Source organism: Paenibacillus ihbetae, assembly GCF_002741055.1.
Lineage (GTDB): Bacteria > Bacillota > Bacilli > Paenibacillales > Paenibacillaceae > Paenibacillus_AQ > Paenibacillus_AQ ihbetae.
The window spans coordinates 3,860,548-3,883,342 of sequence record NZ_CP016809.1 but is presented as its reverse complement, the minus strand read 5'-3'; the positions used below and the strand labels follow the sequence as shown (position 1 = coordinate 3,883,342).

Below are 22,795 nucleotides of genomic sequence, written 5' to 3'. Positions count from 1 at the left end.
GATTAATTCTTCCTTTTAGTTATTGCTCGAATCTTCCTTAGAGGTGCAGTTATCCTCCATGAAATAGTGTTTTCGTAAGTTCTGATTAGCTCCTGATAAAATGCCATATCGGACGAAGTTATCTGCGATTCGTTGCTTATAAAAAAATCTCTAAGGACTACATTTTTATAGGATACTTCATCCTTCACATCCCACCAAGAAGCATCATAGTGATGTACAGCCAAATTTTTTCCATCGTACACATCAATCGTTAGCACATTCGGCGGATAAATTCTAATGTTTTCTTTTAATATTTGATATCTTCCATTCATGTCAATCTCATATTTTTCTTCTAAGATATCAGTTAGCCGTTTTACAATCGTATGGGCTGTATTATAAGAACCATTACTTTGTTTAAAACGATCCTCCCTGTATGTATCCAACCATTGTTTTATTAGAGGATGACCTGCTACCGCCCCAAATATTCCCGCGTGTACTGCATCTCTTGTTTCAAATGCAAAAAAAGCATCACTAATCCGCAAAGAATCAATTCGATTCATTAATTCCATATCGGTATCCATGTAAATTCCACCTTGTTCATAGATAACCTTGATTCTGAAGTAGTCCGCTACAAATGCCCATTTCTTTGCTTCATAGGCTTCCTTCACATACTCATTTTCTTCAATATTGCAATTAGTTTCATTCCACTCTATGATCTCATAGTCCCCTGCGAAAGTTTCCCACGATTTAATGCATTTTTTTACTAACTCACTCTTCTCTCCCTTGCCAAACCAAAAATAATGTATCTTTTTGGGAATGAGCTTTGCTCTTAAAATGTCTATAATGGATTTGTTCTTTACTGCTTCCTGGTAAAAAGAATTTGTGCTTATGATATCGCGTCTTGAATTTGCATATTCAAGAAACTCGTCGGCAAAATCAGGTTTGAATTCTAAAAATGAAGCTATACTTTTGCTTACTGCCATAATTGCTTCAGCTTGATACTCGCTATTGACATTTGTAATAACCCTTTCCCATGAGTTAATTACTCCTAATGTCCTTCTGTCTGAACTATAAGTTATCGAACCTCCTCGTTGCCTGTAATAATACATTGGAAAATCCAAGTAGCCGATACTATTGGCATAGGATAGCAATATTGGTGTTGTTCCAATATCCTCGTACCAGTCTTTTGTAAATCTTGTTAGATCAAAAAACTTTCGATGATATAATTTATTACAGGCTGTCGCCGGATCAATAGAGTTAATGACACACTCTCTATGAGTAAAATTGCTTCCTCTAAAGCCTTTTGACCTGTATCCTGTTGTCCATCCATCCTTAACAATCATAAAGTCACATATTACAATGTCATGACCATACTTTGTCATATTATGCATAGCCTCGAACATCTTAATGTCTACCCAATCATCTGAATCTACGAAGCCTATATATTCTCCCCGAGCATATTCCAGCCCAAAGTTCCTGGCTTCTCCCAGTCCCCCATTCTCCTTACTGAGGGAGATTATTTTATATGGATGTTTTTCTGCGTACTCATCTATTATTTTCTGTGATCCATCCGTGGAACCATCATTCACGACTATTATTTCTATATCGCTTAATGTTTGATCTACCAATGAATCCAAGCACTTTCTTATATACTTTTCGACATTATATACAGGAACAATCACCGAGACTGCTATCTTCTTCTCCATTCGATCCTTCCATTCTTCAAAGTAAATTTTTATGTTTGAAAATATAAAAATCAGATGTGGATGTAGTCATTTCTCGCCCTAATTGAAAAGGATACTTGTTGGGTATAAAATCGATTAAAACCCATTCAGCACAATTTTCTTGTACATATCTCATAAATTTTCGATGTCTGAATTCAGGCCAAACAGTAAATTCTTCATGATTACTTGAGTATACAATGATATATTTTTTTGAGGATGAAAATAAATCGTGCATATATTGTTCATAGACATCTTCTTCAGTTAAATGAAAAATAACATCTAATGATAAAGCTAAATCATAATCTTGACTAATATACTTGTCTTTTTCCTCAGTAGTATAAAACAATTTATTTTTATCACCACAGTATTTTTCTTTGTTTTTATTGATAACCGACTGGGAAACATCTACCCCCACATATTTTTTATATTTCATAAATGATAATTGATTGCCATCTCCGCATCCAAATTCAATAACAGTATTTATCTTTTTTTGATCTAAAAAAGAATTTATAATCATTGCCTTGAATTCTGCTAAGTGAGCATAAGAACCCGTGCCTGAGCTATTCCCGTTTATATAATGAGTCTCCCAAAAGTCTTTAGAATCTATAGGGTTGCCTAAGCCTTTAAAATTAGAAAGCTCCTTCTTCAACTGTTGTATTTCTTGATTCAATAATTTTAACTCACTATCTTTGTGAATTAACTGTGCCTTATGTTTACTATTGATACTTTCAATAGTGTTATTTAAATGCTCTATAGCTTCTCGTTTTTTTGCAATCTCATTTTCATATTGTTTTTTCAATCTTTTGTAATTTTCTTCAAGTTGTTGATTAACCTCTTTCAAACCATTTAGTAGTTCTTTTATTTCAATTTCATTCTGTTCTCTTTCCTTCAGTATTTTGTTCAGAGAAATGATGTGATTATAGTAAGCTTGTCGCTCTTCAATTACTTTCTTAATTCTTGGTATTTTTTTTATAGATTTTCTCAGCATCTAACTCCCCCCTCTCTAATCATTTAAAAATCCTTCTATATAATTTATACGCAGGATCTAAAAAAAGCTTGATTATTCTTGCCTTAAGGCCCCTTTCATTATCTGAAATCCATCGTAATCTTCTATATAAATGTTTAAGTGTGTGAATTGCATTTCTTTCATTAAGTAAGACGTAATCTTTTAGGACTACATTTTTATAGGATACTTCATCCTTCACATCCCACCAAGAAGCATCATAGTGATGTACAGCCAAATTTTTTCCATCGTACACATCAATCGTCAGTATATTCGAGGGATAAATTTTAATGTTTTCATTTAATATTTGATATCTTCCATTCATCTTTATACCATAATTTTTCAACAAGATATCAGTTAGTCGTTTTACAATCGTATGGGCTGTATTATAAGAACCATTACTTTGTTTAAAACGATCCTCCCTGTATGTATCCAACCATTGTTTTATTAGAGGATGACCTGCTACCGCCCCAAATATTCCCGCGTGTACTGCATCTCTTGTTTCAAATGCAAAAAAAGCATCACTAATCCGCAAAGAATCAATTCGATTCATTAATTCCATATCGGTATCCATGTAAATTCCACCTTGTTCATAGATAACCTTGATTCTGAAGTAGTCCGCTACAAATGCCCATTTCTTTGCTTCATAGGCTTCCTTCACATACTCATTTTCTTCAATATTGCAATTAGTTTCATTCCACTCTATGATCTCATAGTCCCCTGCGAAAGTTTCCCACGATTTAATGCATTTTTTTACTAACTCACTCTTCTCTCCCTTGCCAAACCAAAAATAATGTATCTTTTTGGGAATGAGCTTTGCTCTTAAAATGTCTATAATGGATTTGTTCTTTACTGCTTCCTGGTAAAAAGAATTTGTGCTTATGATATCGCGTCTTGAATTTGCATATTCAAGAAACTCGTCGGCAAAATCAGGTTTGAATTCTAAAAATGAAGCTATACTTTTGCTTACTGCCATAATTGCTTCAGCTTGATACTCGCTATTGACATTTGTAATAACCCTTTCCCATGAGTTAATTACTCCTAATGTCCTTCTGTCTGAACTATAAGTTATCGAACCTCCTCGTTGCCTGTAATAATACATTGGAAAATCCAAGTAGCCGATACTATTGGCATAGGATAGCAATATTGGTGTTGTTCCAATATCCTCGTACCAGTCTTTTGTAAATCTTGTTAGATCAAAAAACTTTCGATGATATAATTTATTACAGGCTGTCGCCGGATCAATAGAGTTAATGACACACTCTCTATGAGTAAAATTGCTTCCTCTAAAGCCTTTTGACCTGTATCCTGTTGTCCATCCATCCTTAACAATCATAAAGTCACATATTACAATGTCATGACCATACTTTGTCATATTATGCATAGCCTCGAACATCTTAATGTCTACCCAATCATCTGAATCTACGAAGCCTATATATTCTCCCCGAGCATATTCCAGCCCAAAGTTCCTGGCTTCTCCCAGTCCCCCATTCTCCTTACTGAGGGAGATTATTTTATATGGATGTTTTTCTGCGTACTCATCTATTATTTTCTGTGATCCATCCGTGGAACCATCATTCACGACTATTATTTCTATATCGCTTAATGTTTGATCTACCAATGAATCCAAGCACTTTCTTATATACTTTTCGACATTATATACAGGAACAATCACCGAGACTGCTATCTTCTTCTCCATTCGATCCTTCCATTCGAATTCATTTTCTTATGAATCATTTTTTTAGCTAACCGAGTTAAATTATTGAAATAACCATAGATCAAAATCCTACTCCCTCTTATAATTGCTCCCTCATTAAAACTACGTCTACAGAATTCATATCTTATCAATTTATCGTATTTCAAATGCAACTCTAGATCGGTATTACTGTAATTTTCATTAGTATTTTTCTGCCTTTTATGGTAAAATGCAAGGGCTTGTGGTAAAACAACAATTTTTTTACTAAGTGCAAATCTCAAATTAAACTCCCAATCCCCTAAAACAGGCAAGTCTTCCCTATAGTATCCGATTTCAGTCAAAACATTTTTTCTATAAACAAAAGAGTTTGTTGTAAATAAATTTCTCCTCAGCAAGGAGTACTTTCCTATCCTTTTTAGGCGAGGATTTAAACTCTCTTTACATAGCTCTTGTATTGTTTGTCCTTCAATTTCCTCATGAACGATTGTTGATTTTGTTACTACACCATCAATTAAATTATTATTTACTAATATTTCAACACATTTTTCTAAAAAGGTTTCATCCCAAGTGTCATCATCATCTAATAAAGTGACAAATTTAGCATCCGTGTTTTTAAGCCCGACATTTGTAGCCACTTCCATAAAACTATTCCTTTGAAGATTGATTAAGCGAATATTATTACTAGTTCTGCATATAAATTCTGAGTGAATGGCAGAGATAGTACCTTCATCTCCGCCATTGTTTATTAAAACTATCTCCCAATTCTTATATGTCTGATTCAGTATGCTTTCCATTGCTCTTCTCAATAACAAAGGACGGTCCTTGGTTCGAACCATCACAGCAACAACGGGATTCAAAATAACACCTCTCCTGTCATGTCAAGCCATTTCATATGCATTAATTACAGTATCAGCTCTACCAACCATTTTGGTTTTTCCCTTCTCAATCCAAATTGCATTATTACACATTTCCTTTACCTGTGCAGAAGAATGCGAAACAAACAAAACAGTAGTACCATCATCAAGTAGTTCATTCATCTTTTTTTTACATTTTTCTTGAAATTTATAATCACCGACTGCTAGAACTTCATCTACAATCAGTATTTCAGGTTTAATTGTAGTCGCAACTGAAAATGCTAATCTCGCAACCATACCCGAAGAATAATTTTTAATAGGTACATCAATAAAATCTTTTAATTCTGAAAATTCTACGATACTGTGATAATGTTCTTCCATAAACGCTCTAGAGTGCCCTAGCACCGCGCCATTTAAGAATATATTCTCTTTAGCAGATAGATCAAAATTAAAACCTGCACCTAACTCTATAAGAGGAGCTAAATTCCCATTAACAACAACACTCCCTTTAGTAGGCTTCAATACTCCCGCAATGATCTTTAAAAGAGTGCTTTTACCGGCCCCATTTAATCCTACTAAACCAAACGTGTCCCCTTTTTTCACAGTGAACGAAATGTTCTGGAGAGCTTGGAACTCTTTAAAATAAAGTTCTTTTTTTAGAAGCTTTAAAACATATTCTTTTAAACTATCGATTTTTTCAGTTGATAAATTGAACAGCATGGAAACATCGTTAACCTCTACTGCATATTCTGACATATGTCCTCCCATACTAGACGTGAAGAATAAATTTATCTTGTTTTCTATAGAATGTATAAAAACCAATCAGAAACGCAACCAAACCGATTCCGAAACAAAGCAAGTTATGTCTCATACTTGGAAAAGTTGCAAACATAACAATCTCCCTAAAATAATCTACCATATAATAAAGTGGATTAATCTGAAAAATGAATTGAAATTTCTCAGGTAACACCGTTGGAGGATAAAAAATAGGCGTAAAATACATCCAAGCAGTGGTAAAAACCTCATATAAATAATTAAGGTCTCTAAAAAACACCGTATAGGATGAAAGAAAGAGAGCTATCCCTGTGGTAAATAAAAAGATATAGAATATAGCTAATGGCAACAATAACATGACTGGTGTTATCTTAACATCAACAACTATCATAACAAGAAATAACGCAACTAAAGAAAATAAAGTATTAACAAGAGATGATAAGCATCTAGCTAATGGAAAGATATACTTAGGTATATATACTTTTTTAATTAATGAGGCATTTGCCGTTATTGAGGACATAGAGGAAATTGTTGATTGGTAAAACAAATCCCATACCAAACGACCTGTGAACACATATACCGGAAAATTTTCAATATCACTTTTGAATAAATTAGAAAACACTAGGGTTAGCACAACCATCATTAACAATGGATGAAGTACACTCCATATTACTCCCAATACCGATCTTCTATATCTCAACTTTATGTCATTAATAACTAACTCTCTTAACAAAAAACGATACTTTTTAAAATTTTCCCAATATCGAATCATCTATAAAGCCCCTTTAACTAAACTGACTGCAACTTCTTCTCAATGTAATAATGTAGTGTATCTTTAAGACTCTGTTCAAAATCGTGTGAAGGAGCCCATTTTAGTTTTGATTTAGCCTTGTTGTTATCCAGACAACTATGCATTATGTCTCCTTCACGCCCAGTTTCAAACATAGCCTGAACATTCTGACCGTGTATATTAGATAGTAGGTCCAGCAGCCCTACTACACTTATAGATTCATTTGTTCCAATGTTAAAGGTATCATTCTCTTCATGTTCTATTGCTGCTAGATTTGCGTTGACAACATCTTTTACAAATATAAAATCCCTAGTTTGAAGTCCACTCCCATAAATAACCGGCCTATCTTTGTTAATTAACTTATTTATGAATATAGAAACCACGCCACCTTCTCCTTCATGGTTTTGTCGTGGTCCAAAGACATTCGAATACCTTAGAATTACGTAACTAATATTGTATAAAGAAGAGAACACTTTTATATAATACTCAGGAGTTAACTTTGATACCCCATAATATGAAATAGGTTCAGTAATATGATCTTCGGTAATTGGATTGAACTGTGGCTTACCGTATACTGCGGCAGAGGAAGAGTATACAATTTTTTTCACTCCAAAATTCCTACAGCAATTTAATAAGTTTAATGTCCCTCTTATGTTAATCTCTTCATCTAATAAAGGGCACTCTATTGATTTACCAACGTTAACCTGTGCAGCAAGGTGGAACACGATATCAGGTTTCGTATTTTCAAATACATCCTCAATACTCTTCGAGTTTAAGTCCATTTGATAAAGACAAGCCTCTGGATTAATATTCCTTTTATCACCAGTTGATAAATTATCAATTACAGTGACCTTATGACCAATATTAATTAACGCATCTACCAAGTTAGAACCTATAAATCCTGCCCCTCCAGTTACCAGAACCTTCAAATCAAATCACTCCATATCTATATCTCAACATTTATTAAACCAACTTCCTACTTTGTTGCCATGTCATACTATGCTAAAATATTGTCGTATCTACAAGAAAAGGAGCTAATTACGTTGTCGAAACCAGTATACGGCAAAAAAGCCGCGGAGTCGAGGAAGCGAGAGACAAGATCGGCTTTATTTTGGGTGTTAATAGTAGGAATCATTCTTTTTCTAGCATGGACGCCGTTCCAGACGGCATTATTTAACGGACAAGAATTAAATTTTGAAAAACCTATATTTTGGGCAGCCATCCTATCCTGCCTACTATTGTTCCTATGGATTGCTCAATCCTTCAAGAACATTCAATTAAAAGATCAACGTGACTGGTTAGCAGTAGGCGTACTTTTACTTCCCCTGACATACCTAATATCGTTACTCAGCGCAGCATCCCAGGTTCTTGCTATGAATATGGTGATCATCAACTGTATTTACGCGACGATGTTTGTCATTGGGTTATATACGCTTCGTGACAAGTTGGGAAATCGAATCATCCAGAATACGATAATGGCTGTCGCTTACCTTATTGTTGGTTTTGGCCTCCTGAATTGGTTCGGGCAAGGCAAGACAGCCGGTGCAATCGCAAAATGGTTCTCCAACACAGTGCTCAACGGCACATACACTCATGCCGTCATGACAGATTCCAACGGTTTGCGTCTTACTTCCGTATTCCAGTATGCCAATACATACGCTGCCTTTTTGATGGCATTCCTATTTGCAGCTGTATTCTGCATTACGGCTTCACGAAAATGGTACGGCAAAGCGTTCCACAGCTTCATGCTGGTACCGATCATTGTGTCGCTGCTCTTGACGCTATCCCGTGGCGGTCTGGTCATGCTGCCGGTTGTATTTGTTCTACTGCTCTTGTTCCTAAAGCCTGCTCAACAGCTGCTGTGGATCCTTTATTGCGGAATTGCCGGCGTAGCATCTCTGTTAATCTCTAAATCCGTGACCGAACTGGGACTTCAGCTTAATGAAACGTTTAGCGGCAGCGGAGCGTTAAAGGGATGGGGAATCCTGATCAGCACATCGGCGGTCGTAGGACTGATCGGGTGGGCGATCCAGAGCTTTGTCGCTCCGAAACTGGATAAGGTTTTGGGGAAATGGTCCTCTAAAAAAGGCTCAAGCTTATGGATTCCGATCGGCTCTACGGTGATCGGTGGCCTGTTGATCTTCCTGTTTATTGGGACGGGCCTCAAAAATATTTTGCCGCAAAACATTAGCGTCCGCTTGGAGAACATCAACTTTAATCAGCATAGTGTTCTCGAGCGTTTCACTTTCTATAAAGATGCAATGAAGGTTCTTGCGGATTATCCGATTATCGGTGCAGGCGGTGGTGCATGGGCCTCGCTTTATGAGCAGTACCAGAACAACCCGTATACGAGCCGCCAGGCTCACAACTTCTTCCTGCAGTATCTCGTTGAGGTTGGTATTCTCGGCTTTGTGATTTTCATGGCATTTATCTTGTATATCTTCTATAAATATATTCGCGGCTACATGAAGGGAACCGAGGAAGATCGAAACAGCCACTTCCTGTATCTCATTATCGTGCTTTCCATTCTGATGCACAGTATTTTGGACTTTAACATGAGTTACGTATTCATGGGAATTCTCGTATTCCTGGGGCTCGGTGGTATGGCCGCAGCCATGGAACATAAACCGCTCGCCAAGTGGAAGGTGAAAGATTCAACGGCCAGAGGCGTATATAGTGCAGTTGTCGGTCTCGGTGCTATTTTTGTCTTTATTACATCGATTCGTTATGTGCAAGCCGCCGATGCCGCAATGGAAGCTCGTAGAGTTGTCCAGGTTAGCACATCATATGAGGAGATTAAAGCACCGATCGACAAGGACCTAAGCATTCGTCCAAGCCATTCAGATTCCGTACTGTTGTTAGCATCGCTTTACCAGGCGGTATATCAACAGAATCAGAACGAAGACTTCTATAACGCATCTGTTAGTTTATTGAATAAAGCACTGAAAGATGAGCCTCACAACAAAGCAATGCTTCGCAGCTTGATAAAGACATATGAAATGAAACAACAGCCGGAGCAAGCATATGATGTCTTGATTCAGAACGCGCCTAAATTTAATTGGGACATTGAATGGTACCAGGACATCATCCTGCAAGGTTACGAGCTTGGTATGAAGGCTCTCGGAACAGGCGACCACGCTAAAAAAGATGAGTACTTTAAACACGCAACCGATGCTTTCGCCAAAGTACAGGAAGGTATTCAGCATCTGAAGACGCTGCCGGAAGGTCAGCTCCAGGGGAATCCTTTTGAAAACACTCCGGAAATGATCCTCCATGCAGGCAAGATGCATTACATGATGAATCAGCCAGAGCAGGCAGTTAATGCGCTCAAAATCGGAATTCAGGAAGATCTGTCTCAGTCATCTGCTCAAGAGATTGTTAGATGGTACCTCGCTGCACTTCAGAAGCAAGGTCAGAGCGACGAAGCTCTGCTTGAGAAGTTAAAACAAGTTGATCCGAATGCGGAGCAAAACATCAAGCAATTGGCGGATCTTCAATTCTAATCAAATAGCGGGTACGATCCCGGTAGAACCAATTCATCTACCGTAACGTACCCGCTATTTCTTTTTCGTGTAGAGACTATCTTACTTTCTCCATTATTTTATTCATGTAAGCTAGCAAATCTTCTCGTAAATCCTCACGCTGCAGTGCATAGTGAATACTTGTTTGAATAAAACCCATTTTTTCTCCTACATCATGACGAATCCCTTCGAAGTTATGGGCTAAGATGGGGCTTCGATGAGCTAGTACCGACAGCGCATCGGTTAGCTGAATTTCCCCGTTCTTCCCAGCTTCTTGATCCTCCAGTATATCAAAAATAACCGAAGGCAAAATATAGCGTCCCATGATTGCTAGATTGGACGGGGCTTCATCTCGAGAAGGCTTCTCAACAAGTCTTGTCGTTTCATAAATCCTTTCGGATTTTCTAATGCCATCTACAATGCCGTATCGGTTAACTTCATCCCAGTCAACGGTTTGAACTCCTACAACAGCAGAGTGGTATGTATCATAGACTTTCATCATCTGCTTCAGGCAAGGCACTTCTGACTCTACGATATCATCGCCGAGCAGTACCGCAAACGGCTCATCTCCAATGAATTTCCGCGCACACCAGATCGCATGCCCCAGGCCTTTGGGCTCTTTCTGCCGGATATAATGGATGTCGGCTAAGTTCGAAGGCTTCTGGACTTCCTCCAGCAGCTCCCATTTTCCTTTCCCCGCCAAGTTATGCTCGAGCTCAAAGGACGAGTCGAAATGGTCTTCAATTGCCCGTTTACCCTTACCAGTAACGATAATAATATCTTCAATACCGGATGCAACCGCTTCTTCAATAATATATTGAATCGTTGGCTTATCCACAATGGGAAGCATTTCTTTCGGCATCGCTTTCGTAGCCGGCAGGAATCGTGTGCCTAATCCTGCGGCGGGTATGATCGCTTTACGAATATTCATTTCTAACTATCGTCTCCATTTCCGCATTTTCCCGAATGAATTAATTGTAACATGTCCGGACCGGTCGTTCGACAATAAAATCGGTTTTTATCAAATATGGGAAGCTCAATTTATTGGTCTGAACTGCATCCTTTTAGGCAGAGCAAAACAGTCTTATAGGAATATCCTTCTTTCTATCTCCCTAACTTGGGCCACATTCGATCTCACCGTTTACAACAACCAACAAATTGGTTATTAAGACGGTAACACGAAACGCATGCAAACAAGTCGCAACCGACGAAGCATCTGTCTAGAAGACGATGAGTCTTAAATGGTGAACCCGTTGTAGGATACCTTCTCAAGGGTGGGCCACTCTTCACCAAACTCTGATGAGCCGTCACGAAATTGTTTACCTATCTTTTAATGGATATCTTTGCATATTCGTACATTACAGCTTAGAACACAACCCAAGATCAATACCGTAATCCAATCCACCCTTCCAACTTCAACCATGGAAAGCCCCACTGCCATCCGATATACTAATACGAAACTTCATTGGAACGTCAAACCCAAAGGAGCTGGTTGCCAGATGAAAGAGAGAGACATCTATTTCGATAACCTCAAATTCATACTGATCCTGTTGGTGGTCGTGGGGCACCTCATCGAGCCATTTAACAGCGAGCGCTGGATGGGAACGGTCTATCAGTTCATTTACTCGTTTCACATGCCGCTGTTTATTTTCACGGCCGGTTATTTCTCCAAACGTATCCAATACCCCAAATACTACATTAGCCTGCTGTCGGGATTGGTCGTGCCGTACTTCATTTTCGAGACGCTGTACACCTTGTTTGATTATTACATGCAGGGACTGGACTTGCTCGACTTCACCTATTTTTACCCCTACTGGATTCTGTGGTTTCTATTCAGCATGATGCTGTGGAAAATGCTTCTGCCATACCTGCTGATGCTCAAATATCCGCTGATCATCTGCATCGCGTTATCGGTCCTGCTCGGATACTCGATCGATGTGGATTATTACGCGAGCATTTCGCGCACGCTGTATTTCCTGCCTTTTTTTCTCATCGGATATTATTTCAAAAGGGAGTGGCTCAGCGCCTTCAAAACCCGATCATTTCGGCTGATGTCCATTGCCATCCTCACCGGCGGATTTGCCTTGCTGTATAGCCTGTCACCCATTCTGCAAACCAACGCCAGCTGGTTCTACGGCGCGATGCCATATCTGGAATTCGGCTTGGAATCTTGGAACGCGGGACTTTACCGAATACTCACCTATGCCTTCACGGCCCTGATGGGTCTATGCTTCCTTTCCATCATTCCGGAGACGAGGCAGCCCTATACGGAACGGGGACTCTATACAATGTACGTTTTTCTGCTGCACGGATTTATCGTCAAAACAATGCAGTATAACAGGTGGCTCGAGACCACCTTCCAGTCGACGGGAGGTAAACTGCTGCTGATTCTTCTCGGCGTCATCTTGACCTGGATGCTGTCTTCGCCCTGGATCAAACGCGGTTTCGGGTGGATCGTCGAACCGAACGTCGAGCCGCTGTTCAAGGAACAAATCCGCCGCCGGCCGAAGAATGTCCTTAAACAAGAGGAATATTAGCATGAGGCATGCTTCTGGTGCTCTCATGGATATGGCTTGTCGTCCGAGCGTCGACGCTGGGCATCCTGCAGCAGTCATTATTACACCGCCAGTGGGAGTGGTGCGTCGAGAGGCAGAGGTAAGAACCCCCTCACTACACGCCCCCCGCCATTGAAAAGTGTTCCTTAACTCCAAGGGCTCTCAACACTGTCATGTGATGCGAACCATTGTCATGTGACGCTTACTACTGTCATGTAACATGCTAATCATTATTACTTGATGCGAACCACTGTCATGTGACGCCGACCACCATACGCCGGGAGCTCCGCCAATGTCCTACAATCCTGGTCTCGTGTTACACCGATCCAGTAGTGGCTGCAAAGCCTCTACCAGCCCACGCAAAAAAGCCTTCCTGCAGCTGCTTTTACGCAAGCTTTGCGGGAAGGCCTCGCCCATGGAGGTGTAGAGTCAAGCAGATCATCGCCCCGAGAGCCATGCAATACGTGGGTGATCCCCTTCATGCATCGTCTACAACGATGACAAGCTGGTAAGAGCAATGCATATTGGAAGGCTTCTTCGGATTTATTAAAAAGTTTCTATAATAGCCGCGCTGTTGAGCCGCGGACCACCAGCTCCGGGGGAAGCACCATCCGCCGGGCGGGATCGCTCTGTCCGGCCAGATCCTGCACCACCAGGTCAACCGCCAAGCGGCCCATCTCCTCGATCGGCTGGGCGATCACGGTGAGCGGCGGATCGGTGACACGCGCCAGGATCGTATCGTCAAAGCTGACGACCGAGCAATCCTCCGGCACGCGCAGCCCGAGCTCGCGAATCGCCTGAAGTGCCCCGATCGCCAGCAGGTCGTTACAGCAGAACAGCCCCGTCGGTTGCTCCGCCAGCTGCAGCATAGTCTTGGCTCTCCGGTATCCATCCTCGATCTTATGGTCGCAGACTGCAATATGATCCGGAGGCAGTTCCACGCCGAACGAGGCTGCAGTCTCGACAAACCCTCTTACCCGCTCACCGCTGCTCGTCACCCGCTCATTCTCCGCAAGCACCGCCAGCCTGCGGTGGCCGAGGCGAAGCAAATGCTCGGCAGCCAGACGCCCGCCGTCGAGATCATGAACCCGAACGCAGCTCGCCCCAAGCTCCGGATGGTCCCGGGCGATGAGCGTGATCGCCAGCGAATGCTCCTGCAGCGGCTTAAGCAGCTCGCCGTGGGATACACCCGTGCCGATAATGACGCCATCCACTTGCTTTTGCTTCAGCAGACTGACATAACGTTTTACCTTTTCTTCATTGTTGTCCGTGCTGCAGATGATGACGCTGTACCCAAGCTGATGTCCGCGGTCCTCAACGGCGCGCGCAATCTCGGCAAAAAACGGGTTGGAGATATCGGGAACGAGCAGGCCGAGGGTATAGGTTCTTTTGCTGGCGAGGGCGGAGGCAATCGCGTTTGGCCGGTAATTCAAGCGCTTCATGATATTCAAAATCTCTTCACGCCGTTGGCGGCTGATCTTGCCCTTGCCGTTAATGACATGAGAGACGGTCGCAATGGAGACGCCGGCTTCGCGCGCAACGTCATAAATAGTCGCTTTGATCATCCCTTGTGCTCCATTTGTTTAATTTTGGCATTTAAATCATTATGCGCTCCCGGCCCGCTTCGCGCAAGGCCATTTTAGCCTCGATCCCATTGATGCGGACCAGTCTCTTAAAACAATAAGTTAAAATGTATTTCACGAGGCTTATCGTACAAGCATGGACTCCACTATCCTCGTTGCAGCAGCCATCCTTTTGACAACACATAACCGAGGAGCAGCTGACGGGAAAAATAGACCAGCTTGCCCCTTATTTCATTAGCCAGTCATGATCCGGATCGTTGCGGAACTTCCAGACCCGCTTCGGCCCTGCCATGACGTTCAGGTAGTACACGTCATATCCGGGAGGCGCCGAAACTGGATGGTAGCCCTCGGGCACCATAACCGCCTGGCCGTCCTTGACCGCCATCGTCTCGTCCAGCGAACGATCGTCGGTGTAGAGCCGCTGTACGGCAAAGCCCTGTTCCGGCTGCACCCGGAAGTAGTAGGTTTCCTCCAGCCGGGATTCCTCCGGCAGCTCATCGCGGTCATGTTTGTGCGGCGGATAGCTGGACCAGTTTCCTCCATCCGTAAACACCTCGACCACCAGCAGGCTGTCCGCCGGCTTTTGCTCCGGTAGAATGTTATGCACCAGGCGCGACATGCTTCCACTGCCGCGGTTTTCGACGCCGACATCCTCCGGCGCGATCAGCCGGGCCTGATGGTTGCCTTGCCCCGGAGCAAGACAGACCGCCAGCTCCAGCTCGGTAAGCGCCGTGACTTCGTACTGTTCCTGCGAAGGAACATATACCGTATAGGGCGGCGTCTTTTCAAACACGCTCATCCGCTGGCCAATGTTGTTCCAGCGCTCTCCACCAGCCTTCACATCGGCACGGCCGGACAGCAGTACAAGAGCCGCTTCCTTATCTTCCGTCCCCCGGCTCAGCGTCTGTCCTTCGCTTAAACGGTATACCTCAAAGCCTACATATTCCCAGCCTGCGCTTTCAGGCGTTATGGACAGCACACATCCGTCCCGGTCCGGAGCCGTAGAAGGCACAATTAGGTTCAGCATGATTCTTTCCCTCCTCTAAAATATCTTTTTTGCAATTGATGAATGGAGCGAGCCTGAGCGGACACTCATGTCATAGGATCGGTGTTCATCCCGCAGGCGCAGGCCTAGTGCCGCTCCGATACATCCTCTTCAGGCTTAGCTTACCGTGGAAATGCCGGTGAGCTCAGCCAGCTTCACAGGACGGCCTTGCTCCAGCGAGCGCTTGGCCGCCAAGGCAATCAGCTCCGCCTGCAGGCCGTCATGGCCGCTGACCGGCACGGGCGTGCCGTTTTGCAGGCTCTCGATAAATTGACGCGTTTCGTTGATGTACGCTTCTTTATACCGCTCCAGGAAGAAGTACAACGGTTTGTCGCGGGTGACGCCCTCCGGGCCGCTGACGACAGCGGTACTCGGATAATCGTTGTCGGCGGAAACGCTGCCCCCGGAGCCGAATACCTCGACCCGCTGATCATAGCCGTAAACCGCCTTGCGGCTGTTGTCGATGACGCCGAGCGCCCCGCTTGCAAACCGCAGCGTCGTAACGGCCGTGTCAATATCACCCTGTTCGCCGATCGCAGGATCTACCAGCACCGCTCCCTGGGCGTACACTTCGACCACCTCACTGCCCGAAAGAAAACGGGCGATGTCAAAATCATGAATCGCCATATCCATAAACAGCCCGCCCGACACCTTAATATAATCCGGATGCGGCGGATTCGGATCGCGGGAGGTAATCCTGATCAAATGCGGCTCCCCGATTTTCCCATCGGACACAATCTCGCGGACCCGGCTGAAATTATGGTCGAACCGGCGGTTGAAGCCGATCTGCAGACTCACGCCGGCTGCCTCCACGGCCGCGAGCGCCTCGCGGGTCTGCTCTACGCTCATGCTAACCGGCTTCTCGCAAAAGATATGCTTGCCGTTCGCCGCGGCCTGCTTGATCAGCGGGACATGCGTATCCGTCGAGGAGCAGATGAATACGGCATCGATATCCGGATGCTCCATGATCTCGGTACTGTTGTTCGTAACTACGGCTATGCCCCGCTCCATGGCCCAAGCACGCAGCTCGTCTGCAGCGTATAGATCGCTGATGGCCGCAATTTCCGCGCCCGGCATGTGCAGCAGATGATCCGCATGGATTTTGCCGATTCGTCCGGCACCGATAATGCCGATTTTAATGGTTTTCATATGAATGTCTCCTCCGCTTATGAGCTTACCAGCGTGCCGTTACCATTTTCTTTCGGGTATAGAATTCCACGCCGTCGGTGCCGTTCGCATGCAGGTCCCCATAGAAGGAGTTTTTCCAGCCGGAGAACGGGAAGAATGCCATCGGCGCAGGAACGCCGAGGTTGACGCCCAGCATGCCGGCATCGATATGCTCGCGGAACTGGCGCACGTCGCTGCCGTCCTGTGTGAACAGGCAGGCACCATTGGCGAAGTCCGAGCGGTTGGAAATTTCAATGGCTTCCTCCAGCGTTTCTGCACGCATGACGGATAGCACCGGCGCAAAAATCTCGTCCCTCCAGATCTTCATCTCGCAGGTCACTTCATCAAAAATCGTCGGTCCGACAAAATACCCCTCACCGTTCGCGGCGTCATCCCTCCGTCCGTCACGGACCAGTTTGGCTCCTTCCTGCTCGCCTGCCTCAATGTAAGAGAGCGTCCGCTCCTTGTGGGCTTGCCGGATGACTGGCCCCAAGAAGACGCCTTCATCCGCCCCGTTGCCGATGGAGACTTCATCGGCCGCCTGCTTCAGCTTCCCGATGAGCGGCTCCGCTACGTCCCCAACCGCTACCACCACGGAGCAGGCCATACAGCGCTCACCGGCTGAACCGAAGGCCGCGCTGACGATTTGGGTGACGGCTGCGTCCAAGTCGGCTGATGGCATCACGATGCTGTGGTTTTTGGCTCCGGCCAAGGCCTGGACGCGCTTGCCGTAGGAGGAAGCGGTTTTGTACACATACTCCGCCACCGGCTGAGAGCCTACAAAGGATATGGCAGCAATGCCCGGATGCTCCAAAATGCCGTTGACCACGTCATGCGCGCCATGAACAATGTTGAGCACGCCGTCCGGAAGGCCGGCTTCCGCGAACAGCTCCGCCAGGCGCTGGGCCAAGAGCGGCGTGCGCTCCGACGGCTTCAGCACGAACGCATTGCCGCAGGCGATGGCGAGCGGGAACATCCAGCACGGCACCATCATCGGGAAGTTGAACGGCGTGATGCCGGCTACAACACCGATCGGATAACGGTACATCCCGGACTCCAGATTGGTGGCGATGTCGGGAAGCTGTTTGCCCATCATCAGCGTGGGCGCACCGGCTGCAAATTCCACGCACTCGATGCCGCGCTGCACCTCGCCGTAGGCTTCGGCATAGCTTTTGCCGTTCTCCGCCGTAATGAGGCGGGCCAGCTCCTCCCAGTGCTCCACAAGCAGTTGCTGATACTTGAACAGAATGCGCGCGCGGCGAGGCACGGCGGTCTTCGCCCAGGAGCGCCCCGCTTTGGCTGCTGCCTGCACCGCCAGGTCTACCTCCTCCTTGGTCGAAAGCGGCACGTAAGCGAGAATCTCCTCCGTCGCCGGATTGTAGACGGGATCGGTTTTTTCGGATCGGGATGGCACAAAATGTCCGCCGATATAATTGCTCAGGGTTTGCGTCATGGCTGGTTGGCCCCTTTCGATTGAATCAGTTAGCGTATTTGATAGGATCCGTTAGGATATTGGTTAAGATCAGTCAGGATAGTTATTGAGATTAGTCAGGCTTGTTGTTGAGATCACTAAAGATAGTTATTGAGATCACTACAGATATATTGAGATCACTGCAGATATATTGAGAGCACTCAGGATAATTTGTTGAGATCACTCAGGATATTCAGCAGAATCCGTCAGGACCTTCGATAAAATCAGGAAATTCGATTGGAGAGCCTTCGCGAAGCGATGATACAAGTCAGCGTAAAAGAAGGGTCAGATGCTCGGTGCCTAAGTATTAGCCGTGATTTCCCCGCGTTTACAGCGCTCCATATAATCGTGAACCGCTTCGCTTGTCGGCATGGCATCGGAGCAGCTGTGGCTGGAGATGACAATGCTCGCCGCCGCGCTGCCGAATTCCATGGACCGCTCAATGGTCCAGCCCTGCATTAGACCGTACAGAAAGCCTGCGGCGTAAGAATCCCCTGCCCCGAACGTCTTGATGACCTTTGCCGGAAAGCTTTGAGCCGTATGGCTGGTGCCGTCCGGTGTATATGCGATGGAGCCCTCCTTGCCGTGCTTGATAATGACGATCCTGGCGCTGTAGTCAAACCACTTGTGCGCCGTGATGCGGTCGCTCCGCTCCGGGTTGCCTCCAAACTGCTCCATCATGTCGAACTCCTCGCGCGTGCCGAGGATGATGTCGCATTTTTCAGCCGCTAGGTTATAATAAGTCGCCGTTTCCTGAGGGGATTTCCAAGTGTACGGACGGTAATCCAGATCAAATGCAATTACGGCGCCGTGTTGCTTGGCATATTCCAGAGCCAGAAACACGGCTTCCCGGGAAGGGCTGGCCGCAAGCGCGGTTCCGGAGATCAGCACCATTTTGGCGGAGGCGATCAATTCCTCGTTCACGTCCCCCGTCTCCAGCAGCAAATCCGCAGCGTTATCGCGGTACATCAGGATGCTGCAGTCAGTCGGACTTTTAATTTCGGTAAAAGCCAGCCCCGTCACGGCTCCGGTACGGTCGGTCGTTACGCCCTGCGTCGCGATTCCGTTATCCTTCAGGTATTGGGTAATAAAACGCCCCATCTGATCGTCCGCCACCTTGCCGATGAAGCCCGTATTCAGGCCCAGGCGGGCCATCCCGATACAGATATTGGCCGGGGACCCGCCCACATACTTGGTAAACGTGCTCGTCTCTTCCATCGGCCGGTTAATCTCATTCGCATTCAAGTCGATGCATAATCTCCCCACGGCGACAAAATCCACCGGTTTTTGGTCGTTGAACGTGATTTCACTCATGGCTGAACCTCCTTGATCAGATCGGCCCACGCTGAGCACTCATAGAAATGTATGGCTCGGCTTTTTAATGGCCCGAATCACTTGTAAGTTGAACAAATGAATGTACGTTAGGCAAGTACGTAAAATATTCCTACAATCGCTGTTGGTTTCTCAGAAACCAAAGGCGACCCCAGCGGATGCTTCCGATGCAGCTTTCCTTCAGAAAGCTTTCGACTTCTTCGGAATCATTTCACTCCCTTGCCTGCATCGTTCTCTTAAGTCCAACTTATTTTGATAGTTAAAATCAGGATTTGCCTGGTGTCCGATAAGCAAGCTGGTATCCTGCACTGCATTTTGAACCTTCCGAATTTGCCATCAGCCTGGTTTCGGCCCGCGAGCCGAGCAGTGTCAGACCTGCGACTTGAGATGGCCCTCCAGACGATCCAGATATTCGATCGCCCGCTCAGCATACGCCTTGGCCGGATGCAGCGCAGGGTCCTGCTCGCCCTCCAGCATCGCCCAGCCGTTATAACCGCGCTCTACGAGCTCTCCGATAATCGGCGTAAAATCGATGCAGCCATCGCCGGGAACGGTGAACACGCCCCTGCGGATGCAGCTCACGAAATCGCAGCCATCCAGACGTGCCTGCTCCAAGATTTCATGCCGGATATCCTTCAGGTGGATATACGCGATTCGGTCATAATGCTTGCGGAGCAGCTCGAGCGGATCGCTTCCCCCGTAGTAGGCATGGCCGGTATCGTAGAGGAGAAACACGAGCGAAGGGTCGGTCATTGCCATCAGCCGGTCGATTTCGGCCGGCTGCTCCACGACCGTGCCGCCGTGGTGATGATACGTCAGCTTCATGCCGTAGCTCGCCGCAATTTCGCCGGCCTGGTTGAGTCCCTCCGCCAGGCTTTCCCATCCGGCGTCATCCAGTCGTAGAACGACACTCTCGTTCGGCGTCCGCCGGGGATCGAAGTGCAGCGAGCCTCCAACCTCCGCCGTGCTGATGACCTTGCTGCCGAAGCCGGCCAGAAACTCCGCATGCTGGCGGTAGTCCTCCAGCTCCTGCTTCCGGTAAGCGGGATCGGAGAACAGCACGGACTTCCACTGCGAGACCAATTGAATGCCGCGGGATTCCAGCTCCCGCTTCAGCACCGCCGGATCCTTCGGGAATTTCCTGCCCATCTCCGTGCCTGTCAAACCCAAAGCCGCAATATCATCCACAATCGTTTCAAACGTTGTGTCATCTCCATGCTCTCTGACATCCTCGCCGACCCAGTTGATGGGGTGAATCCCCAGCTTGAACAGCCTGTTGCCCATATCCAGCGCTCCTTTGCTTTGTTTGGTAGAGTAGTATGCTTCCTTACTCCAGATCCCATAGTCGGACCAACTTCATCGCCCGAGGCAGCTATGCTACCTCCTTGGTTTGAGACAATGAACAACTCCTTTTCCAACTTAGTAAGGCCTTGCTTCCTTGCTCCGGGCGGCCATCTCGCGCTGGGCCTCCGTCACCTTGCTCGATACGGACACCTCCGGCACCTCCACGCGCCACCAGGACTCGTAACCGTCGGTGTTCGTTCCCGGAACGACCGGAATCTCGATCAGGGTCGTGACGGTTTCCTGCCGGGCCTGAAGCAGCGCTGCCCGCAGCTCCTCCGGCGTGCCGGCCTTGTAGGCTTTGGCGCCGAGCGCCCGCGCGTGCGCGGCGAAATCAATCGGAAGGTATTCACCGGTCAGGCGGCCCGTGCCCTCCTCGCGGCGGCGGAATTCGTTGCCGAAGCCGTCGCTGCCGTTGCTCCGCTGCAGGTTGTGAATGCACTGGAAGCCGTGGTTGTCGAACAGTACAATCGTGATCTTGCAGCCTTCCTGCAAGCTGGTGACCAGCTCCGAGTGCATCATCAGATAACTGCCGTCGCCGACCAGCGCATAGACCTCGCGGTCCGGTTCTGCCATGGCCACACCAAGCGCGCCGCTAACCTCATACCCCATACAGGAGAACCCATACTCCATGTGATACGTCTTCGCTTCGGGGGCTCGCCATAACCGATGCAGATCCCCTGGAAGACTGCCTGCCGCACAGACGATGACCGAGGTCGGGGGGATGACCTCATTGATGACGCCAAGCGCCCTCGTCTGCGACAAGCCATCCGGATGCTCGGCCGCGTACAGCCGATCCACCTCGCGGTCCCACTCCCCTTTCAGCCCGGCGAGCTCGCCTTCTTCATATGCGGCTTGATAGCCGTCCTGCGACAGCTTAGCATGCAGCGCCTTCAGCCCTTCCTTCGCATCGGCCACCAGCGCTTCGCCGCCAAGCTTAACGCTGTCCGCACCGTTGACGTTCAGGTTCAGGAACGAAACATCATCCCGCTGAAATGCCCATTTGGAAGACGTCGTAAAGTCCGTATACCGGGTACCGATGCCGATGATCAAATCTGCTTCTGCCGCGGTACGGTTCGCCGCCAGCGAGCCGGTTACGCCGATCGCCCCCAGGTTCAAGGGGTGATTCCAGGGAAGCGCGCTTTTGCCGGCCTGCGTTTCGGCGACCGGAATCCCGAAGGCCTCTGCAAAAGCAGCCAGGTCGCCGGTTGCATCGCTGTAATGCACGCCGCCTCCGGCGATGATCAGCGGGCGCTTGCTCGCGGCAATCCATGCGGCTGCCCGCTGCAGCCCTTCCGCCGACGGCGGGCGGCGATCGATGACATGCACGGTTTTCTCGAACAGCGAATCCGGATAGTCATACGCCTCAGCCTGAACATCCTGCGGCAGCGCCAGCGTCACCGCTCCCGTCTCCGCCGGATCAGTCAGCACGCGGATCGCCTGCCGTGCCGCTGCGATCAGCTGCTCCGGCCGGGATATCCGATCCCAGTACCGGCTCACCGGCTTGAATGCATCGGCGGCCGAAACGGTATAATCCGACGGGGCCTCGATCTGCTGAAGCACCGGATCAGGCTGACGGCAGGCGAAATTGTCGCCTGGGAGCAGCAGCACCGGAATGCGGTTCACCGTTGCCGTAGCTGCCGCGGTAACCATATTCAAGGCACCGGGACCGATGGATGAGGTGCAGGCCCAAATCTGCCGGCGATTCTTCTGCTTGGCATAGGCCGCAGCCGCATGCACCATGCCCTGTTCGTTTTTGCCCTGCACATAAACCAGGTCCCCCGCGCTTCGTTCCAACGCCTCGCCAAGACCGGTCACATTGCCGTGCCCGAAAATCCCCATCACCCCGTGCACAAATTTCGTCTCCACTCCGTCGACAGAAACATACTGTGCATCCAGGAACCTCAGCAGCGCCTGCGCCATTGTTAATCGTGTCGTTGTCAACCGGTTCATCTCCTTT

Annotated in this window: 17 protein-coding genes; 2 read left to right on the top strand and 15 right to left on the bottom strand. The window is 46.9% G+C overall.

Annotated elements, in window-relative coordinates; all coding sequences use genetic code 11:
- Positions 1-2 precede the first annotated feature (2 nt).
- Genes BBD41_RS17100 through BBD41_RS17070 form a run of 7 tightly spaced genes read right to left on the bottom strand, consistent with a single transcriptional unit; the run spans position 3 to position 7,749 of the window.
- Positions 3-1,685, bottom strand: coding sequence for a glycosyltransferase (locus BBD41_RS17100; RefSeq protein WP_099478312.1), 1,683 nt, complete (start codon positions 1,683-1,685; stop codon positions 3-5).
- Positions 1,686-1,701: 16 nt separating this feature from the next.
- Positions 1,702-2,691 (bottom strand): class I SAM-dependent methyltransferase, encoded by a 990-nt coding sequence (locus BBD41_RS17095; RefSeq protein ID WP_099478311.1) that lies wholly within the window; start codon positions 2,689-2,691, stop codon positions 1,702-1,704.
- Positions 2,692-2,710: 19 nt separating this feature from the next.
- The gene (locus BBD41_RS17090) at positions 2,711-4,405 is read right to left on the bottom strand and encodes a glycosyltransferase (RefSeq protein ID WP_099478310.1); all 1,695 of its coding nucleotides are present in this window, start codon (positions 4,403-4,405) and stop codon (positions 2,711-2,713) included.
- Positions 4,390-5,259 (bottom strand): glycosyltransferase family 2 protein, encoded by an 870-nt coding sequence (locus BBD41_RS17085; protein ID WP_099478309.1) that lies wholly within the window; start codon positions 5,257-5,259, stop codon positions 4,390-4,392. The genes BBD41_RS17090 and BBD41_RS17085 overlap by 16 nt, the downstream gene beginning before the upstream one ends.
- 21 nt (positions 5,260-5,280) lie before the next feature.
- Positions 5,281-6,012 (bottom strand): ABC transporter ATP-binding protein, encoded by a 732-nt coding sequence (locus BBD41_RS17080; RefSeq protein ID WP_099478308.1) that lies wholly within the window; start codon positions 6,010-6,012, stop codon positions 5,281-5,283.
- A 13-nt stretch (positions 6,013-6,025) separates the two neighbouring features.
- Positions 6,026-6,802, bottom strand: a complete 777-nt coding sequence (locus BBD41_RS17075; RefSeq protein ID WP_099478307.1) for an ABC transporter permease — start codon at positions 6,800-6,802, stop codon at positions 6,026-6,028.
- 17 nt (positions 6,803-6,819) lie between these two features.
- The gene (locus tag BBD41_RS17070; RefSeq protein WP_099478306.1) at positions 6,820-7,749 is read right to left on the bottom strand and encodes an NAD-dependent epimerase/dehydratase family protein; all 930 of its coding nucleotides are present in this window, start codon (positions 7,747-7,749) and stop codon (positions 6,820-6,822) included.
- Between the two features lie 114 nt (positions 7,750-7,863).
- On the opposite strand from BBD41_RS17070, the gene BBD41_RS17065 reads away from it, so the two are divergent.
- Positions 7,864-10,323: an O-antigen ligase family protein gene (locus tag BBD41_RS17065; protein ID WP_099478305.1), complete on the top strand. Its 2,460-nt coding sequence runs from the start codon at positions 7,864-7,866 to the stop codon at positions 10,321-10,323.
- A 76-nt stretch (positions 10,324-10,399) separates the two neighbouring features.
- On the opposite strand, the gene galU is transcribed toward BBD41_RS17065, so the two are convergent.
- A complete protein-coding gene (galU, locus tag BBD41_RS17060; protein ID WP_099478304.1) occupies positions 10,400-11,272 on the bottom strand; it encodes a UTP--glucose-1-phosphate uridylyltransferase GalU in 873 nt (290 codons plus the stop codon).
- Positions 11,273-11,840: 568 nt separating this feature from the next.
- On the opposite strand from galU, the gene BBD41_RS17055 reads away from it, so the two are divergent.
- Positions 11,841-12,878: an acyltransferase family protein gene (locus BBD41_RS17055; protein WP_099478303.1), complete on the top strand. Its 1,038-nt coding sequence runs from the start codon at positions 11,841-11,843 to the stop codon at positions 12,876-12,878.
- Positions 12,879-13,453: 575 nt separating this feature from the next.
- On the opposite strand, the gene BBD41_RS17050 is transcribed toward BBD41_RS17055, so the two are convergent.
- From BBD41_RS17050 to iolD, 7 genes are all read right to left on the bottom strand, one after another.
- Positions 13,454-14,461 carry a LacI family DNA-binding transcriptional regulator gene (locus tag BBD41_RS17050; protein ID WP_206098250.1) on the bottom strand — a complete coding sequence of 336 codons (1,008 nt, stop codon included), beginning with the start codon at positions 14,459-14,461 and terminating at the stop codon, positions 13,454-13,456.
- Between the two features lie 244 nt (positions 14,462-14,705).
- A complete protein-coding gene (iolB, locus tag BBD41_RS17045; RefSeq protein ID WP_099478302.1) occupies positions 14,706-15,506 on the bottom strand; it encodes a 5-deoxy-glucuronate isomerase in 801 nt (266 codons plus the stop codon).
- 135 nt (positions 15,507-15,641) lie between these two features.
- Complete coding sequence (iolG, locus tag BBD41_RS17040) at positions 15,642-16,673, bottom strand: inositol 2-dehydrogenase (protein ID WP_099478301.1); 1,032 nt, start codon at positions 16,671-16,673, stop codon at positions 15,642-15,644.
- Between the two features lie 25 nt (positions 16,674-16,698).
- Entirely contained in the window at positions 16,699-18,144 is a 1,446-nt protein-coding gene (locus tag BBD41_RS17035) for a CoA-acylating methylmalonate-semialdehyde dehydrogenase (protein WP_099478300.1), read from the bottom strand.
- A gap of 318 nt (positions 18,145-18,462) precedes the next feature.
- Positions 18,463-19,476 (bottom strand): 5-dehydro-2-deoxygluconokinase, encoded by a 1,014-nt coding sequence (gene iolC / locus BBD41_RS17030; protein WP_099478299.1) that lies wholly within the window; start codon positions 19,474-19,476, stop codon positions 18,463-18,465.
- 387 nt (positions 19,477-19,863) lie between these two features.
- Positions 19,864-20,778: a myo-inosose-2 dehydratase gene (gene iolE, locus BBD41_RS17025; RefSeq protein ID WP_099478298.1), complete on the bottom strand. Its 915-nt coding sequence runs from the start codon at positions 20,776-20,778 to the stop codon at positions 19,864-19,866.
- A gap of 135 nt (positions 20,779-20,913) precedes the next feature.
- A complete protein-coding gene (gene iolD / locus BBD41_RS17020) occupies positions 20,914-22,779 on the bottom strand; it encodes a 3D-(3,5/4)-trihydroxycyclohexane-1,2-dione acylhydrolase (decyclizing) (protein ID WP_099478297.1) in 1,866 nt (621 codons plus the stop codon).
- Positions 22,780-22,795 lie beyond the last annotated feature (16 nt).

Excerpts from the sequence above, each read along its gene's own strand:
- BBD41_RS17095 (WP_099478311.1), bottom strand. The coding sequence starts at position 2,691 with ATGCTGAGAAAATCTATAAAAAAAATACCAAGAATTAAGAAAGTAATT.
- BBD41_RS17075 (WP_099478307.1), bottom strand. The coding sequence starts at position 6,802 with ATGATTCGATATTGGGAAAATTTTAAAAAGTATCGTTTTTTGTTAAGA.
- iolB (WP_099478302.1), bottom strand. The coding sequence starts at position 15,506 with ATGCTGAACCTAATTGTGCCTTCTACGGCTCCGGACCGGGACGGATGT.
- galU (WP_099478304.1), bottom strand. The coding sequence starts at position 11,272 with ATGAATATTCGTAAAGCGATCATACCCGCCGCAGGATTAGGCACACGA.
- iolC (WP_099478299.1), bottom strand. The coding sequence starts at position 19,476 with ATGAGTGAAATCACGTTCAACGACCAAAAACCGGTGGATTTTGTCGCC.
- BBD41_RS17090 (WP_099478310.1), bottom strand. The coding sequence starts at position 4,405 with ATGGAGAAGAAGATAGCAGTCTCGGTGATTGTTCCTGTATATAATGTC.
- iolE (WP_099478298.1), bottom strand. The coding sequence starts at position 20,778 with ATGGGCAACAGGCTGTTCAAGCTGGGGATTCACCCCATCAACTGGGTC.
- iolG (WP_099478301.1), bottom strand. The coding sequence starts at position 16,673 with ATGAAAACCATTAAAATCGGCATTATCGGTGCCGGACGAATCGGCAAA.
- BBD41_RS17050 (WP_206098250.1), bottom strand. The coding sequence starts at position 14,461 with ATGATCAAAGCGACTATTTATGACGTTGCGCGCGAAGCCGGCGTCTCC.
- BBD41_RS17035 (WP_099478300.1), bottom strand. The coding sequence starts at position 18,144 with ATGACGCAAACCCTGAGCAATTATATCGGCGGACATTTTGTGCCATCC.
- BBD41_RS17100 (WP_099478312.1), bottom strand. The coding sequence starts at position 1,685 with ATGGAGAAGAAGATAGCAGTCTCGGTGATTGTTCCTGTATATAATGTC.
- BBD41_RS17055 (WP_099478303.1), top strand. The coding sequence starts at position 11,841 with ATGAAAGAGAGAGACATCTATTTCGATAACCTCAAATTCATACTGATC.
- BBD41_RS17080 (WP_099478308.1), bottom strand. The coding sequence starts at position 6,012 with ATGTCAGAATATGCAGTAGAGGTTAACGATGTTTCCATGCTGTTCAAT.